This is a genomic window from Microbulbifer sp. CNSA002, from assembly GCF_047324085.1.
GTDB lineage: Bacteria > Pseudomonadota > Gammaproteobacteria > Pseudomonadales > Cellvibrionaceae > Microbulbifer.
On the sequence record NZ_CP172449.1, the window covers coordinates 3,493,253 to 3,511,667 of the forward strand.

Consider the following 18,415-nt stretch of genomic DNA (forward strand, 5'->3'; position numbering starts at 1 on the left):
CCTAATCACAAATACACCATCAGGTGCACCAGTAGCTATGCCAGGCGGCCCCTGAAATCTCATTCCTTGAGTAACATAATATACGGCACCACCTTCTTTGAAATCTAGCTTCATTGTATATTGATGACCACTCTCATCCACCCTAGTAACATTCCACCCTTTAGATATCCGCTCCAAAGTTTCAACAAAAACTGATTCAGGCTCATTTGGATTCAAAAGGCTTACTGGGTCGACATTTAATTCGATTAGGGTACGATTTTCTTTTGTCTCAACCCGTATATGTTCCGCAACTATACTGTTCCACTCTACCTCATTGGAGATTTCAGGTGGCTCGGAAAATGTATCACCTTCAGAAGATTTACCACTCTACCCATTACCGTTTTATCAATCGTTTTTGACTACCACCATTGATGAAGCTATATCTACCAGCATTTTTTGTGCTTTGTTAAGCCACTTTGGGTTAATTTCTTTACTGTTGGTAATAAAATCAGCCTGCACTTGAATATAGATATTCTCAGTTAATGGGAATACGTAATCAGTAGAATTCAGGTTACCCGTAAGCTTATATGAGATCCATTTGGCACCGTTAATGGTTTCGTAGACACATTGAGATGGAAGGTCAACCCCCGAATTACTTATCCTTTCCATCAATAACATCTCTAAGTCTGCATCATTGAAGATGCTGCCTTCAAAACTTGATGGAACCTTCCTCACTCTCACCTTTATATTCAATGCCCCCTGAACCCCTTGTAATAGTCCGCCACTAAAATCCCAATACTTCTTAATGGCAGTTATTGATTGGGCACCAACATCCAGCCTTTCATCAGTCAAGTTTACAAACTGTAGCGATTCTGTGGTAGGAAAGTCTTTACTTTCATTTGGTGGCAGCTTGATATGAAAGCTCTGCCTTCCAATTTTTACATTGGATTCATTCCAATTAGAGCTTTCGGCCATCACGGCTCCGCTAACTAAAGTTAAATACGCCATAAATAATTTTAAAATATTGGACACTCTGATGCTCCTTTCACTATTTTCATATTTATCCTTAGTGTAAGGTAACGTATGCGGGCTATTTTGTGATCCACCATAAGCTACATTATCTAGTTGCCCTAGTGAACCAAGAATCCTTATTGGATTCAGCTTGTTTAATCCACCGATACTTGGCACTGGGTCGTAAGGGCGGTCTTAATAACCTAAGTTTGTAACGCCAGTGTTTCTCAATATCCCACTGGTTGGCCACCTATTATTACCACCTGAGTGGAAAGCAACTCTCAGGTTAGAAAGGTTACCACCGTTATATCTCACCGCTTCAGAGAAAATTATCCCGCCTTGACTGTGGGCGACCCAGCTAACCCCCTTACCCCTAGATTGGATATTGCCTAAGACAGCTGAAAACTGTTTAGCTACATCAGTTGTCCAGCCAATTTTATCTCTGAAAGATTCCCATCCGTCTGCGAGCAGATCTCCAGTCGGATTGTGAAACAGTGTAAATTCAGTCACCCCTTTACCAAAAGCGTGTTGAACATGAGCACCCATTAATTCTGTCGCATAATCAAGCTCGTTAAGCATCCCATTGATAGCAGCGTATTCAGTATCCACTTGGCTTACCTGTCCAGTGCGTTCCCAAGACTCACGCTCTGAGTTCCATTGAACATGATACAAGCCGGGAGCCTCCCCCATTGCACTACCACTCTGCCCAGAAGAGTTGTTCCGACGCGAACCCGCCGCTATTTTCGCTACAACCCCAATGCAATCAAAGACTTAAAGAGCACTCGCGCCAAGGCGAACCCCAGATTAACAGGTCACAACCCCCAAGGCACTTTTTCGCTTAACTTTGCCGCACCGCCGACGATACCGGCCGCTGCAAGCAGCTAAAGCGAAGGGGCGCTTGCCCCCCTCCTGGTTGCCAGCTAAAACGGCGGTGCGGATTCGCCGAAGCTGCTACGGCAGGTTGAACAGGTAGCCCTACTGCCCAAGGCCAAGCAGAAGTTTGTCAGTGAGATGCTAGAGACTGTGATTCAGCAGGCTAGTCACTGACACACTCCGCCAGATATGACAAAGCCCCGGCAGATTACTCTGCCGGGGCTTTGTGGGATAAAAATACAAGATGGGATCAAACCAACAGCTAATCGCTATTAGGCCAAGTCAAGATAGCATTAACGCTATTCACTCCAGAAAGAAGGTCGCTTAAGCCAGGGGTGATATTCACATACAACCACGACTCACATGATTTTCCGAGCACCTTTTTATCAAGACTAATAAACGATGTTTCAGCATGTTTCTTAAACTCTTCATCCACAACATCAGGGTCAATCTTATTGACATTGGAAAACAGCTTAGTTAAACAGCTCTCTAACGAACCATCCTCGCGATTAACAGGGCACAAAAACCCTTCAGCCTCCTCTGACAAGCAGGCAGTACCACCAACCTGATTAAAATAGACAACGCCAGTTTTTTCCAAAATTATCAGAGCGCAACCGGCCATATCCCATAGAGATACCCTCCTAGTTACATCGCCCATAGACTGTGACTCCTATTCTAAAATGATGCAGGAGGATGCAAAAACACATCAAGAGCAATCCCTTAAGATGCTGCCCCTCTTACAAATTTTGCATCTGATGAAAAAGTTGCAACTCGCAACGCATCCCCAGTTCCAAAGATAAGCTTATCCATTGCCCCAACACTTCTGGTTGTTTGCATAGACATTACTCGGGCAGATGGAAGGTTTGGAATGAGGGAGGTTTGAGACAAGACTGCTGCCGCAGCCAAAATCGTAGATTCATTTCCATCCCTGGCAACAGAAGAAACAAGCTCGCTAAAAGCCGCCTGAGTCACCAACATATGTTTATCGCCAATTGCAGCATAAATAGCTACGGCAACTTCAGCGTTTCCTGACGAAAGTGCCCTCAGTGTCCCTGTATCTAAATTGACAGCTCCTCTAGCGCTTCGAATTGCTTCAAGTGCTCCAGCCTCCTCTAGCACGCCCCCCGCATCTAATCTCCCTTGAAGAGGTCTTGTTCCATCACCCATCTGGGTTGGAAATATCGCTGCTACTACGTCAGCGCCAACAGGGGTTCCAAAAAGCGCTTGGCCAATGCGCCCTAAAATTCCCCTAGCTGCTGCACCCGCTGCACTATCAGTCGCAGTTAGTGCCAAACCAGCAGAAGCAACCCCACCAATACTTGCTTGATTGGTTTCTCCTTTACCACTCTGCCCAGTTAATCTAGTCGCTCTTCATCAACTTGTAGAGATAATTTGACTGTTTCTTCGTGATCTATGGTAACAGTTCTTCCAGAAACGACTACGTACTTTCTTGGATGCCATACCTCGACTAGATATTCTCCGCGACGTTCAACAGTAAATAAAAAACGACCCTTATTATCAGACACAGCTTTCTCAATCTCCTTGAAGGATGGATATGAAAGATCATTTTTTTTAGATAATGAAACTCTCAATCCGTTCAGCGGGCTCCCACTGGTTGAAGAAACCTGCCCTTCGATGACATATGATTTCGCATTTACCGAGGCACAGGACGCAATAAGCCATAAAGTAAAAAAGGATAATTCTATCTTAAGTACACAATTAATCATTGATCGCATTTCTAAAAATGCTATTCCTTAGATAACTCAAAATAGATATATAATCTTTCCCCTTTGTAGCTATTCGTCCCGACAGATGGAGTATTAAATTTATATTTCATCAATGTCTTCAGTGCGACTCGATCCATGACCTTTGCAGGATAAGATTCTTCTACCTGCCATTCACTAGCTCTTCCTGCGTCATTAACCTTGAAAGAAAGGACCGTGCAAGCACGCCGAAGGCTCCCCTTTAGTACATCATAATTAGGAACTATTGGTGGTGCATATTCGACAAACTTTTGAGTTTTAGCAAACTCGCTCTTTAACTGAGAGTACCTACATGGATCACTCAATACACAGCTACTTGATAGAAATAAAAAACACCAAAAAAATATTTTTATACAGTAATTATTCAATGATATCATTTTCTTTCCAATACGAGCGGCGTGCAGGTAAATCATAATATAATCTATACGGGTTTTCGAAGTTTCTTACTGTCCAAATCTCGCTACTACCATTAGCCCCTATGACATGGCCGATCTCATGAGAAAGAAGGCTTCCTAAAGTCGCACTACTATTGCCATCTCCATTGAGGTGATATTTCTTCATCACATTCAAATGACCTTTCACATCAGTGTGGTAATAGATAACATTTTCAACCACTTCAAAAATGTTATCCACTCCTAAGGTCAAAGCTAATTTTATCCTAGTGCCCGAAGTCCTAATTTTATCCCCAACTGGAGAATCCAATATCGACTGTAAAGCAGCTCTGGTTTCAGCAGGCATTGGGGAAGGAATCTCATTTGATAGAGAAATCTCTTTGCTATGCTCAAAATAAAGGTCGACTTCGTCAAGCTTTTGTGCATATGCTATTAGGTGTCATGCTTAGCGCTATTTTTTATGGATTGAAATGACCATTGAAAAATAACGAACACACAAGCAGAGCTAAACCCAACAAAATCCCAACTTAAATTGAAACTACTATGGGTAAAATTGTTCCTATATAAGATCACACAGCTTGCTGCCAAAATATAAACACAAGTATGGAATATAAATTTCTCAAACACCAACTCCCAAAATATTCTTTTAGAGCTGTAAGTAAACCACATGCCATATAAAAATATCGATATCAGAAGAGGCAATAAAATAACATAAAGGGTTTGGACTATTTTAGTTATCTCATCAGGACTCATTATTGGACTATCAAATAAAAACGCATGAATCTCCAAAGAAATTGGAACCACTGACCAAACAAAAAGTACCCCCAATATGATACTAATAAAAATCAAACGAAAATGATAAAACTTAGCGATAAGTATCATATGCAGGGAATCCAGCTGAATTAGGGATATAATTTGAAACTCGTGTTGCAGAGATAGTGTCGGGACTGGAGGTATACAATACTTGAGAGCCTGACATAACACGATACTGTCTAGTTATTTCTAATACCATTGGAGTTGTATTAGAAAGCCCCTGAAAATCAATAGCTTTAACACCTCCAAGCAGCCCGAAATACACTTGACCATGCCAATTTGATACATTAGCTGTGTATGTCGTAGTTTGCACTTGAAGAAATAAATTCTCCGTGGCGCCACTAGTAGCCGCTGTACCACCGGCACCACCTGATAAGGCTTTACTAAGCCCAAGCAATTGGCCACCTCGCATAACAGCAAGTCCCTTAAACGAACCCCAAATAAAATTTTCAACAATATCTAAGCTCTTCCACTCTGATACAGAAACTGTTAGAGAGTTTGGGTCAACGTAGGATACTGTTCCTCCTTTTCCAGGAAACGTAGCAACCCTGTACGGAGGTGAAGGTTTAATAAACCCCTTTTGTGCACCATCATCTGAACTAGTAACAGCACCTCCTTCAGGCCGAGACTGATTAGTAGTGGTATTCCCTGCATCGCCACTCTGCCCACTTACACCACCAGTAGAAGATACACCTGTATTCCCCCGACTAGCCAATCCCATCAAATCCGAGGTCACGCTCGCAGCCGCCGCACTTGAAGCACCCCCCAGTGCAGTCGAGCCCATCTGAACCGTATAACCATTTGAGGTCTGTGTAACTTTCGCTGTTCGGGTCAGCCGGCTGCCGGTCTGTTGATACTCAACCTCTACCGCTTGCGCCTCAATGCTTTCCTCTTCGTCAACCTCATCAGCCATCTCATAACCCGAAGGATCGGTCCCTGCCAGCGGGTTATTCATAATATAACTGTAGGGATTCAAGCTCTGGCTATTGCCAGGACTCTGGATCACCGGATCAACACTCAAGAAACGCCCAAGGTTATAATCATAGGCCCGTCCATTCATATGGATCAATGCCACATCGTCCAGATGCTCGTGATCCGTAAAGCCCCGGGTACTGTAGACACTTTCCAGGATCGCAGCATCTTTATCGAGGATATTGCCCTGTCGCGGCTTTCCAAAGGGATCGAAGCTGTGGCTTTCTTTTAGGTTGCCGGTTTCATCGCCCACGGCAACAGCGGAGCCCAGCCGATCACGATGGCTGAAGCCAATCTTGTGGATGATCTCACTACCTTTCTCAGTAGTAGTGAGTACGGCAATATCACCGATAAAGTGGCGGTACTGGGTTTCACCGCCTCCTGTAATTTTTTCGAACAGCTTGCCGATATACAGGGTGGTCTTGCCGCTGGTTTGATTTACCTGCTTGTAGCGCATCTGGTCAGCGCCGTAGTAGAAGTACAGGTTGGCGCCGTTGCGGTTGATGCGGGTGGGCTTGTTAAAGGCGTTGTACCAGATCTGCTGCGCACCATTTTCATGGGTGCGGTTGCCGTTCTGGTCGTAGCCGTAGGTCTTGGTGCCGCCGTTGATCAGGCTCACGCTCTTCACTGCACTGGGGCCGCCATTGCTGCCGCCGGTGTAGCTGTAGCTGCTGGCAAAGTCGTCTTTTTTCAGCAGGTTGCCGATAGCATCGTAGTCGTAATCGATACTGGGGCCATCGGTGCGGGTGCTGTAGTCCAGGCGGTTTAAGGCATCGTAGTAGTGATTCTCTACATTGAGTGCCGGAGTTTTTGAGGGCAGCTGCACTACCTGCTCGGACAAGTTGCCGAAGCTGTCGTAGCGGTAGGCAATACCCTGGTGGTTTTGTACCAAGTTATCAAAAGTAGTGCCGGCCATCTGCCCGGTTTCTGCATGGAAGCTGCGGCCGATGGTGTAATTGCCGGCGGCGACATTGGCAAACTCCCATTCGCCCCAGGCATCCATCTGGGTGATTTCCCGGTAAGTATAACCACTGGCGGCATTGCTGGTGCGGAATTGGTAGCCGGCATTGTTATAGCCGTATTGGAGGGTGAGCCCGGAGGGATAGCTGAGCCCTTTTAGGCGGCCATAGTTGCTGTCGAAGTGATTGACCGTCACAAAGTCTTCACCATCGATGGCAGTAGTGACTTTGTAGGGGCGGCTCAGGGCGTCGTAGCTATAGCTGCGCGCATAGTTGGCATCGCTGCGGCTCTCCTGCGCGGGCAGGCCTTTGCCGTTGGCGGCGCTGTCGTAAGTCCAGCTGGCTTCCTCGGTGCCGTTGACACTGCGGCTGTCCATGCGGCCGAGGCGGTCGTAGGTAAAGCTGGTGATATCCAGGTTGCCGTCTATCTCGGTTTCCACTTCACCAAAGCCGGTATAGGTAAACGATTTGGAACCCATATTGGGATCGTCCACCCATTCCTTCTGGCCAAGGGCGTTGTACTTGGCAGTGATGCGATTGCCGCTGGCATCCTGCAATACGATGGGATTGCCGGCACCGTCGTAGGCATAGCGGGTAGTGCCGCTTAGGGCATCAATGGTTTCAGTCAGTTGCTGCAGGCCGTTGTAGGTGCGACTCATCAGGCGGCCATTCACCTGAATACTGGTAGTAAATCCACTGGCCTGTTCGTGGGTGTAGGTCACATCCAGTTGTTGGCCGTTGGTCTGGTTTACCGTCTTGCGCAAGGCGCGTCCGAAGGTGTCGTAATCCGGGTAGCGAGTGCCATAACTTGTGCCGCTGCTGGCGTAGTGCGGTACCGATTCGAAGGTGGTCTGGCCCAGTGCGTTATAGGTAACGGTTCGTGCAATCCAGTCGCTACCGTCGAAGGCTTGAATTTCTGTACGGATTACACGGCCGAGCTGATCGTAATAGGTAATTCGTTCCGGCATACCAGCCTGCTGCTGGACGGTTTTAAATAACGCATCCGACGCACGACTACAGCCGGAATTACACCACTGTAAAGCGGTAAAGAGATCCGGTGCGGCCTTAAGTCCAAGTACAGAGGGCGCCGTCACCTTAATAGCACGGCCAAAGGCGTCGTAACTGTAACCAGTAGTCAAACCATTGGCATCAGTGACCGAATCCGGCTGACCGAACTTGGCATTGGTCTCGGTGGTGACCGTGTGACCCAGGGCATTTTTAACCGTTTTGGGGAAGTATCCATCGGCGCTAAAGGCGGTGGTCTCCACTACCCGGGTTTGCGCCTCCCCTTCTGCTGACGTGGTGACCTTGGTGAGCAGACCGTGACTGTTGTAAACGGTATCCACCTGAGTCCATTTACCATTAGACGGTGTGGTTTTTACCTGCTTGGGTTTACGGACGTTGCTATCCCACTGCAGGAAGTCCACCACTACGGATTGCTGCTCATCCGTATTTGCAGCGATAGAAACTCCATTGCGGCTTTGAATGGATTTTTTGGTGACTGTCTGCTTCGAAGGTTTATTGATCCACCAGTTGGTCTCATCCGCAGCCGTATACTGGGTATCCGTGGTGGATACGACAATATGAGAACTATTGGCTTCCTCATAGCGGTTTTCCGCTGATAGTACATTGCCCCAGGCATCAAAGCTGGTGGTTTGGTTCTGGGTGTACAAATGTGTACGGCTATTGCCAGATTTTTCTAGCGTGCGGTAAGTCGAACTCTGTTCTTTAGGGCCAACAAAATAGGGGTCATTGGCGGAGACGCTCCACGAATCCGTGAGGGCGTCCACCTCTACGGGGGATGAGTGGCCGCCCTTAGGCCAGAACTGCCATTCAAAACTGGACTCCTTAAAGGCATTGACGCTGCTGCTATCGGCAGTACGATCTCCCAGCGCCCATTGACGCTGCTTATGCAGTTTGCCCGACAGGGGGAATATCTGGTGGAAGTCAGACTGGGATTCTATATCCGCAGCCAGGTCTTCCTCAATAATGGTGTGGAAGCCCTGGAAACCACGGCCATTGTTGTTAAATACAGCCCCCTTGTAACGATACTGCTTTTTATTCAAGCCACCAACACCATTGGACTGACGATGCTCTGCCACCACATACATGCTGGAGGTAAACTCGAAGTGATCTTCCTGTACTGAGGATGGCAGGTTATCCAAGTAGCCACCGCGCTCATAGAAGGGTTTTGTACTGGAATGGTAGCGGTCATCACGGGAAGACAAGGGGCGATAGTGCCATTCATCCCTAAACCCAAGTCCGTTTTCTATAGAAGCCAGCATATCCAGTGGCTCATAGCGCTCAGAGCCCGTTGCAGCGCCTTTATTCCGATTGATATACAACCCCGCAGATTTTCCAGACATCGCACCCGTAACATTACGGATAGTGCAATCGGTCATCGTAGTTCTACAACCGTAAGCAAATACTAAGTCGCTAAGTCCGTTGCCAAAACCGTCTACTACCACCGTTTCCACAGCAGATCCCACCAATGGGGTATTCAGCATTTGCACTGAGAAGTTGCCGCTCGCATCCTCCACAAACTTCATAGCTTTATATTGGAAAACACTATCATCGAAGAATTCAGTATTCAGCGATGCCCAGGAAAAAGCCCCATCTGGCTGCTGGTCGACCGGGTCATACAACTCTGTGCCACAACGCTCCTCTTGGTCACCATCATCAATAATTGTATGACAGGCCTCAGCAAGATAATTTCCTGGCACCAAGATTTCAGCGCGTCCATCCGCATCATAATCGAACTGCCTAAAACTGTGAGAATAGCGGGGATATTGCAAGAATGTGATGTCCCCCTTAAACTCTCCAAGCGGTAATTGACGAGTTTCAATATCTGCCCCTGCCACAGGCTGCCAATCTGTAAAGGTGCCATCTCCCCTGTTCACAGCAACCATAAAAAGTGAGGATTGCCAGCTGAGCCAGTCAGTAAGTCCATCACCATTTACATCCATAAAGTAATGAAAGTGACTCTGCTGGAAGGGAGCATCGCCACCATTAGATAACAGCGCTTTTTGTTCAAAGGCCAAACTTCCTACAGAGCTCGGCTTGGCTAAAAAAACTATTTTGGGAGTTGGTTGATCTGTAGCGAGTTGACTTTCAGCATCAATATAAAGATCAACCTCAATAAAGTCCTCGGAGCCGTTTCCATCGACATCACCAATAAATTGCACTTCACTGGTTCTAAATTCACCTATCGGCGCGCCAGCATTGAAAGTTTCAAAATCGTAAACTCTGACAGGCGCGGTAGAAAATGGCCTGCTGACTTCTCCAGAATGTAAGTACAATTGCAAGTATCCCGAACCATCGAGGCTACCGCGCTCTACAATAACATCTGGCCAGTTATCTCCATTAAAATCCCCAAAACTGCGGATTAACTCTACATCGGTTAAATCGAAGGAGATATCTGTGCTCAGCCAAGACCTGTTGCCATTACTATTTTCATAACTGATTTGTAGTTTTCCAGAATTTATTTGCCACATATCAGTTTTGCCATCCCGATCGAAATCTGAAATCAGGCAATACATCCTATGAGTCAGTGGGTTACTGCTACAAAAATCACCCGCATACTCTTCAGAGCTTCTAAATACACCTTCAGCATCATGTCGCCAAAGTGGCCAATCAACAACACCATCTCCATCGACATCACCTCTTGAGTTTAAGGACAATACTCGATTTAAGTGCTGTAATTGTGGCGACAAACTACCACTACTATTCAAATACCCCACTTTTTCAAGGGTAAAAGTGGGAGAATTCTCATTCCAGCCTAAAGTGCTGGCGGGAAAGCACTCTCCACTTGAATTACACTCTTCAATTTTATTTAGCAGGCTGCGAGCAGAGGCATCACTTAGATGATAAGAAAAGTGATAACTTCTAATAACACTACTGGAAATACGGGTATCAATACTTATTAGACGCTGAGTTGAACGCGTAAGTCCACCTGCGAGATACATCGAAGATATATCAGGGCGAGCTTCATATTCAAAATGAACCCTTCTATCTCCCTGTGAATCCCCCTCCCCAGAGTAATAGATATCCGTTAATAGGTGCTCACCATGAGAAAAATTAGAATATTCATAGTGAATTGAATTAGAAATAATAGTACGGTCTTCTACCTTGGCTAAAGCCCAGCTGTAAATCTGGCTTTTACCACCGTGAGAGTGACGAGAATCTGAGGTTGAGCCGTAATAGGCTATCCGGCCATTCTTATACTCCACCTTAAAGTAAGTTGAAGCACCATTGATATCACCGGTTTGTGTAATTCTGGCAAAAGTATCTATCAACGACCGATAGGTAGCTCCAGACTGGCCATAAACTCCGGATACTGCGATTAAACGTTCACCATCCAAACACAGCTTATCACTATCTGAATCGTAATTTACAACCCCCTTTACCCCGTCAATTGCCAGAGATTCAGGGCACCTAGAAATTTTTGAGGTCGCATTAATAGACCACCCAACCCCAAGAAGGTTGTTGCCTGCTCGGCTGCTAAAGTTAACGCTCACACTTGGCTGTATTTCATTACGACCAGGTGGGAGTTGAATTGGAATATTGTATGACGCAGCTCCTCCGGAAACAGAGCCACTACCCTCCATTGTGCCAACCCCAGCATTATGAGTCTTGGGGCTTGCTTCAATATAGGCGCTATCAAGTGGTGTAATACCTTCAACCAAGCCTTGAGCCCATTCTGGATCACTTGGATTAGTACTGCCAATAACCTCTACTCCATTAGAAGTAGTCCAAGCTCCCTGACTATTTGCCAATGTTGCACGTACTCGATATTGATAAGTCCCGCCAAGAGAGACGGAAATAAATTGAGTAAGGTTCGACCCTTTGTAAATTGTTGCCCAGCTGCCAGACTCAAACCGCTCCTCAAGTTCATAGCTATCAGCACCATCAACTGCACTCCAGTCAATTGAAAAGCTATTACCAGAAACCTCTGAGGGAACCAAAAGCTGCTCTACACCACGAATAACAACAACGGTGGATGTTCTAAAGCCACTCAGCAAGCCACCCTTTATACCGGCTACCCGATATGAATATTCCCCAGTAAGTAAACCGGAGAGATCACAAGCTGTCCCAACGATCCTGCAAGTCTCTACCCAAGCACCATTTCCCTTGCTTTGCTCTAGTATATATTCATCAGCTCCAGGCACTTCTCCCCAGGAAATTTTCAATTTCCCCGCAGACTTATCTACCTCTGTGATAGTGATACTTGCGGGGATAATGGAGACCACAGCACTTGCAGAGGTTCTCCAAGCTCCAACACTTCCACCTAGCTTGGCTCGAACCCGGTACTTATAGCTACCCGAAGTACTTAATGTCAGCTCTCTTGAGGTTTCTTGTAAATTCGCGAGGGTCGACCAACTACCGCCATTAACCTGCTGTTGAAGCTCATAATCACTGGCTGCAGCTACTGCCGCCCACTCCACTGCGAATTTTCCATCATTATCTTCTGACGGCACAGTAATTGATTCAGGAGTTAGAATAACGACTTTACTACCCGAGTTGCGGTATTCACTATGTATGCCTTCAATAACAGTTGCTACTCGATATGCATAAGTAGCTGTTTGCAACCCTGATACGGTATGGGAGTTATCAGAACCTGTATCCAGACTCACCCAGCTACCGCCATTTTTTTGCTGCTCGAGAATATAGTTGTTAGCTCCGGAGACATTATCCCAGCTAATCGAGAAACTACCATCGGTATCAACTCCCGAGGGAAATGTTATGGATCCCGGCCGCACACTGACATAAAAGCCCCCGGAATATCGCCAGGCACTATACTTACCTGCAAGCTTTGCCCTTACGGCATATTGGTATTTTCCGGTAACTTTTCCAGAGAGGGTGATTTCTGTAGCACTCCCCGTGTATATTGTTTTATAACTATCGTTATTGAGCTTTTCTCGCAGCTCATACTCTTCAACACCACTAACAGATTGCCAGCTGATGCTATAGACTCCATTGTTATCGCTTGCAGGTGTTGCGATTGATGATGGCCGGAAAATAACAGTAACGGTCTTTATACCTGTCCAACTACCACAAGAAATTGCACTAGAAAATGCACTGTCATTACAAGCTCTGGCCCGATACTGGTAAATACCATTATCACGCCCACTGATGTTTACTGATTTACTTGATGAGTTGCTGACACGGGCCCAACCACCATTATTCTTTTTCTCTTGTAACTCGTACCTGTCTACAGAACCAGAAGCGTTGCTCCACGAAATTTGGTAGGAACCCTCTTGTACCGAGGTAGGTGCAGTAAAACCACCGGGCACACCCGGTGAAAGTAAAACTTCTGTAGTGGTGGTCCCCAGGGTAACAATTCCCGTAGAGGAGGAATCAGGCTGGCCTGGCTCCGGTAAAGGCTGAGGAAGCCCTCCATCGCCAATAGTGCTATGCGCAGCAATCGAGTATTTCCAAATTCCATCAGATCGACCCGAAACAGTTACGGAGGTTTGGGTCGGCCCTACCGGCCCTACTGACGTTGTTCCCAGAAATACACCATTCTTGTACTCTCGTACAACTGGATCCTCATGACCAAGCGGCAAAATCCAACTGACAGTAAATTGCCCATCCTTATCAATTGATGGCGATGTAACTGCATTTGCATTAACCGAAAAAAATGAAATGGCTAAAAGGACTCCCACTAGAAGCTTCATAACTCCGCCAAGACCCAATATAAATAAAATTATTTAATCGGCATTCTAAGGAAATATTCACTTGGAGCAACTTAAAATAAATAACGAACCATCTAAAAACCTGCCTATTGTGCATTTCATATATAAGCTAGATTTAAACTTTTGCAAGATATAAAGATGAGCCTAACCACAGAAATCAATTAAAATACATATCATCAGAAAACATGAATAACTGGTACAGATAAAACAATTAAGGAGATCAACTTACTAGCGGGGCAGAAATAATCAGTACACTCTGGTAATATAAACTGCATGAAATACGATGCAAGAAAACTTAGTACTGAGGAGCAGCACCTCATACGTAAAATTGCTGTTCAGCGAGTATTTGATGGAGAATCTGCGGCGGAGGTTAGTCGTAGCTTAGGGTTGGGGAGCAGAACTATTTTCCCATGGTTAAGGACTGCTCGGGAGAAAGGTATTGAAGCGCTATCTCCAAAAATTAGACCTGGACGCGGTAGAAAACTGTCAGCTATTGAAGGAGAGGAAGTCAAGAGATGGATTATTAGTAGCGATCCAAGGCAATATGGCTTTGACTTCGGGTTGCGGACACGTCAGCTCGTATCGGATTTGATTTTTGAGAGATTCAAGATTGAACTTAGCGTTTCTAGTGTCGGCACACTTCTATATCGACTGGGCCTGACGCCACAAAAGCCTCTACGAAGAGCTTACGAGAGAGATGAGAAGGTGGTGAATAAATGGGTAAAGGAAGTCTACCCAAAGATTAAATCTTATGCGAAAAAAACTGGGGCAGAAATATTTTGGCTGGACGAGGCTAGTATCAGATCAGACGATCCACTCCAAAGGACATGGGAAGAAAAAGGAAAAACTCCAGTGGTAAAAACGAGTGGTCAAAGACAGTCAATCAATGCGATCTCAGCTTTATCGAACAGAGGTGGCTTCTGGTATCATATTTATAGTGAAAAGTTCACGGCAGAAAAGTGCGTAGAATGCTTCAAAAATTTCCAGAGAAGTCAGAAAAGACCAGTGATTCTCATTGTTGATGGGCACCCAGTACACAAATCGAAAAAGGTATTGGAGTATGTCGGTTCACAGGATGGCAAGCTTGAAATGGTATTCTTACCGCCATATGCACCAGACCTAAATCCAGATGAGTTGGTCTGGAATCGTATGAGAAATATAGGGACCTCAAAGAAGCCGCTGAAAAAAGGTGAGACACTAATGAGTCGTGCAAATGCAGATTAGCAGAGTATCAAGAAAAATAGAAAACTTGTAAAATCATTTTTTCAAGAGTCGACTGTATTCTTTGCTGCTGTCTAGGTAGTAACCTCCATCCAAACATTTAAAACAATCCCAAAGAAGCTCGGATCAGATATTTTTTTAAAAAAAATATTTAGGTCGATTCAGCACTATCATTAACAATTGAAACCGAAGAAAAAGCTTGATACTGGGTCAAAAAAACCTGACCAGACAGCACCTGCAGAAAACTACTCCTCTCCAAACGATCCATCACCGGACCTTTAACTTCAGAAAGATGAAGTCGAACACCTCTATTAAGTAAGATACTGTTTATACTTTCCAGTACTTCCAAGGCACTCCAATCAATTTCATTAACGGCACTACACATCAATATAATATTCTTGACCTTGGAATTACCTGCTAGACGGGTATAAATACGCTCTTCCAATGTACTTATATTAGAGAACATCAGACGGCCATCTACTCTAAAAGTAAGAATCTCAGAAGCAGTTTTAACTGGGTGTCGATCTATATTGCGGAAATGCTCAGTGCCTTCGATTAATCCTACCTCTGCAATATGAGGCTTTGATGCGCGCCAAATAAATAATAATAGCGATGCACCCACTCCACAGAGCACGCCCGACTCAACGCCAAATAATAGAGTAACGAAGATTGTCACCGCTACAGCAAGAAAATCTGCCTTGGAAAATTGCCAAGTTTTGCGCAAGATAGAAAAATCTACCAGTGAAAGTACTGCAACAATAATAGTGGCAGCGAGAGTAGCTTTCGGAAGAAAATATAGTGGTGACGTTAGAAAAAGAGCCGTGAATCCAATGCCTATTGCGGCAAATAGGCTGGCAAACTGTGTTTGTGCTCCCGCGTCAGCATTTACAACTGAGCGTGAGAAGCCACCACTTACCGGAAATCCACCAGAAAAACCTGCCCCAACATTCGCAAACCCTAAAGCCACCAGTTCTTGGTTGGAATCAATTCTTTGTCTACGTTTTGCGGCTAAAGTCTTTGCCACGGATATCGATTCTACATAGCCGATGATAGCAATCATTAGCGCAGGTAACGCAAGTGTCTCAAATAGGGAAACCGACAGCTTTGGCAAGCTAAATTGAGGCAGCCCCGAAGGAACACTGCCAACAAGGGCTACTCCCCATGCTTCTAGGTTAAAAGTATATGAGAAGTACACGGTTATCAGCACTGCTACTGCGGGGGCTGACTTAGACAGAAGATTAGCGGTATCAGCTGTGATTCCTAATCTTTGCAATAGTTTTGCCGCACAAGCTCTAGATAGGTATAGAAATAGCACCACCCCCAAACCGACTAACAAGGCCAACTGATTATAGCCACCCAAGTTTTCGAACAAGCTAGGCAACAGCTCTAATATTGTATCTCCATGTACCGATAGCCCCAGCAATTGGGTAACCTGATTAAGTGCAATTAATAACGCAGAAGCAGTTATAAAGCCGGAGATTACCGGGTGTGATAAAAAGTTAGCGAGAAAACCTAACTTTAATATACCTAATACGATGAGAATTCCCCCGGACAAGAGCGCCAATACCGCTGCTGCAGTGAGGTAGTCTACCTCACCGCTCGCTGTTACCTTTCCAAGAGTAGCGGCGCTCATTAAGGAGATTACCGCTACAGGTCCTACGGATAGTGTTCGACTGCTGCCTAACAAGCCATAGACTAGCAGCGGAACAATACTCGCATAGAGGCCCACCTCAGGTGGCAATCCGGCAAGCAAAGCGTAAGCAAGGGACTGGGGAATAAGGAGCACGGTAACAATTGAGGCCGCCAGTAGGTCCTGGGTTAGCAGCTGCCGATTATAGGAGTGAATAGTAGCCAGAATGGGAAACCATCTGGTGAGATGCTGCATCGCCATGATCTGTTTTCCGCTCTGGCCTTACGGCCTGAGTTCTATCGCCTTAGAAGAAGGGTTTGAATTGCAGCACCGAAAGTGCTGCACTTTAGAGCTAGGGTTCAATCGATATCAGCACAGCGCCAATATCAAATCCTGCGGCCTGGGCCTGGGAATTGAGCTGCTTTTTATCTGCCCCCATCAGGATCTTGGCACCGGCCCATACCTGGCTGGAACGATTTCCCGTCCGGCAAAACGCGTGCACTTTGTCTCCGTCCTGCAAAACATCACGAAATGCCTCGCAGTGATTTCGCATCATATGTCCGCGAGTAAAAGGTATAGCCACAAATTTAATGCCCACCGCTAATGCGGCCTGCTCCATTTCCACATAGGAAGGGTGAGTCTCACTCTCACCTTCCGGGCAATTGCATACCACAACTTGCACCCCACTCTGAGCCAATGGGACCATACTTTCACAGGCTATATGCTCAGAAACGCTCACCTGTTCATCTAATTGTTTAATATTCATTGTCACCTCAGTTCTATGCATTCAACTGAATAAATATATCGATCAATAATTTCGTCTAAAGCTGATTAAGCGGTACTTTCAAATAAACCGTACCATTCGATTCTGCCGGGGGCATTTGCCCCGCACGAATATTCACCTGCACAGACGGTACTATCAGCCGCGGCACAGATAAAGTGGCATCGCGCTTGCGGCGCACCACGACAAAATCCTCCTCGGCAACCCCATCGCGCAAATGAATATTCTCCCTGCGTTGCTCTCCCACGCTGGTCTCACACTGATAGCCCCGCTTACCTTTAGGCGGGTAGTCGTGACACATAAACATGCGGGTTTGGTCGGGAAGGGACAAGATCTTACGCACTGAGCGATACAGCTCTGACGCATCGCCGCCGGGGAAGTCACATCGCGCACTGCCAACATCCGGCATAAATAAGGTATCGCCAACAAAAAGCGCATCGCCGATTAGCCAGGCCATATCTGCGGGGGTGTGGCCGGGACTGTAAATCACTTTCGCTGTCAGCTTACCGACCTGGAAAGTTTCACCATCCTTAAAGAGATGATCAAACTGACTACCATCTGCCAGGAATTCCCGCTCAAGGTTAAATACATCGCGGAAGATTTTCTGCACCTGGCAAATGTGTTCACCGATCCCGATACGTCCACCCAATTGCTGGCGTAAAAACGGTGCCGCTGATAAGTGGTCAGCATGGGCATGAGTCTCCAGTATCCACTCCAGAGTCAGGTCTTTCTCTTGAATAAATGACACCAGCTCCTCAGCACCTCGGCTACTGGTGCGACCCGAGGCTGAATCAAAATTCAGCACAGAGTCCACAATAGCAGCGGAACCCCCTTCCCTGTCGTACACCACATAGCTCCAGGTTTCTGTATCCCGATCCAGGAACGGCTGTACTCGGGCACAGTGTTCTTCATGAGCCATCTTCTGCTCTCCCGTATTCACTACACCAACAATATACAATGTGATATTATATAAAACAATATATTGTAATTGTGTAAATTGATTTAGTTCCTATGCCTGATACTGAACATCTCGATCTCAACAAAATGCGCGATTCCGCTGGCCAGGCGGCAGCGATGCTGCGCTCCCTGGCCAATCAGGACCGCTTGCTACTTCTATGTCAGCTCAGCCAGGAAGAGTTAAATGTAGGCGAATTGGAAGAGCGCCTGGGTATTCATCAGCCAAGCCTGTCCCAACAACTGGGGGTCCTCCGTCGCGAAGGCCTGGTCGAAACACGCCGCGAGGGAAAAAACGTCTTCTACCGGGTTGCAGACCCGCGAGTACTCGCCCTGCTGCAAACCCTTTACCAGCTCTACTGTGCGGAGTAA

The 18,415-nt window shown here is 46.1% G+C and carries 12 protein-coding genes; 2 read left to right on the forward strand and 10 right to left on the reverse strand.

Features of this window, described 5'->3' with window-relative positions; all coding sequences use genetic code 11:
* Window positions 1-384: 384 nt before the first annotated feature.
* The 7 genes from ACG1BZ_RS15495 to ACG1BZ_RS15525 form a co-directional block, all read right to left on the reverse strand.
* Window positions 385-1,011, reverse strand: coding sequence for a hypothetical protein (locus ACG1BZ_RS15495; protein WP_413662606.1), 627 nt, complete (start codon window positions 1,009-1,011; stop codon window positions 385-387).
* A 174-nt stretch (window positions 1,012-1,185) separates the two neighbouring features.
* Window positions 1,186-1,599, reverse strand: a complete 414-nt coding sequence (locus ACG1BZ_RS15500; protein ID WP_413662607.1) for a hypothetical protein — start codon at window positions 1,597-1,599, stop codon at window positions 1,186-1,188.
* A 526-nt stretch (window positions 1,600-2,125) separates the two neighbouring features.
* Entirely contained in the window at window positions 2,126-2,521 is a 396-nt protein-coding gene (locus tag ACG1BZ_RS15505) for a DUF6210 family protein (protein ID WP_413662608.1), read from the reverse strand.
* A gap of 62 nt (window positions 2,522-2,583) precedes the next feature.
* On the reverse strand, window positions 2,584-3,156 hold the full coding sequence (locus ACG1BZ_RS15510) for a DUF1308 domain-containing protein (RefSeq protein ID WP_413662609.1): 573 nt from the start codon (window positions 3,154-3,156) through the stop codon (window positions 2,584-2,586).
* A 62-nt stretch (window positions 3,157-3,218) separates the two neighbouring features.
* Window positions 3,219-3,590: a carboxypeptidase-like regulatory domain-containing protein gene (locus ACG1BZ_RS15515; protein ID WP_413662610.1), complete on the reverse strand. Its 372-nt coding sequence runs from the start codon at window positions 3,588-3,590 to the stop codon at window positions 3,219-3,221.
* Window positions 3,591-3,986: 396 nt separating this feature from the next.
* On the reverse strand, window positions 3,987-4,364 hold the full coding sequence (locus ACG1BZ_RS15520) for a hypothetical protein (protein WP_413662611.1): 378 nt from the start codon (window positions 4,362-4,364) through the stop codon (window positions 3,987-3,989).
* Between the two features lie 519 nt (window positions 4,365-4,883).
* Window positions 4,884-13,439: an RHS repeat-associated core domain-containing protein gene (locus ACG1BZ_RS15525; RefSeq protein WP_413662612.1), complete on the reverse strand. Its 8,556-nt coding sequence runs from the start codon at window positions 13,437-13,439 to the stop codon at window positions 4,884-4,886.
* Between the two features lie 291 nt (window positions 13,440-13,730).
* Between ACG1BZ_RS15525 and ACG1BZ_RS15530 the strand changes: the two genes are divergently transcribed.
* Complete coding sequence (locus ACG1BZ_RS15530) at window positions 13,731-14,681, forward strand: IS630 family transposase (protein ID WP_413662613.1); 951 nt, start codon at window positions 13,731-13,733, stop codon at window positions 14,679-14,681.
* 148 nt (window positions 14,682-14,829) lie between these two features.
* Here ACG1BZ_RS15530 and ACG1BZ_RS15535 read toward each other — a convergent pair whose 3' ends face one another.
* The 3 genes from ACG1BZ_RS15535 to ACG1BZ_RS15545 all read right to left on the reverse strand — a co-directional run bounded on the left by ACG1BZ_RS15535 (window position 14,830) and on the right by ACG1BZ_RS15545 (window position 18,008).
* Window positions 14,830-16,569 (reverse strand): SulP family inorganic anion transporter, encoded by a 1,740-nt coding sequence (locus tag ACG1BZ_RS15535; RefSeq protein ID WP_413662614.1) that lies wholly within the window; start codon window positions 16,567-16,569, stop codon window positions 14,830-14,832.
* A gap of 91 nt (window positions 16,570-16,660) precedes the next feature.
* Window positions 16,661-17,074 (reverse strand): TIGR01244 family sulfur transferase, encoded by a 414-nt coding sequence (locus tag ACG1BZ_RS15540; protein WP_413662615.1) that lies wholly within the window; start codon window positions 17,072-17,074, stop codon window positions 16,661-16,663.
* Window positions 17,075-17,129: 55 nt separating this feature from the next.
* Window positions 17,130-18,008 (reverse strand): MBL fold metallo-hydrolase, encoded by an 879-nt coding sequence (locus ACG1BZ_RS15545; RefSeq protein ID WP_413662616.1) that lies wholly within the window; start codon window positions 18,006-18,008, stop codon window positions 17,130-17,132.
* Window positions 18,009-18,100: 92 nt separating this feature from the next.
* Here ACG1BZ_RS15545 and ACG1BZ_RS15550 point away from each other — a divergent pair, with 92 nt between their 5' ends.
* Window positions 18,101-18,415, forward strand: coding sequence for an ArsR/SmtB family transcription factor (locus ACG1BZ_RS15550; RefSeq protein ID WP_282932131.1), 315 nt, complete (start codon window positions 18,101-18,103; stop codon window positions 18,413-18,415).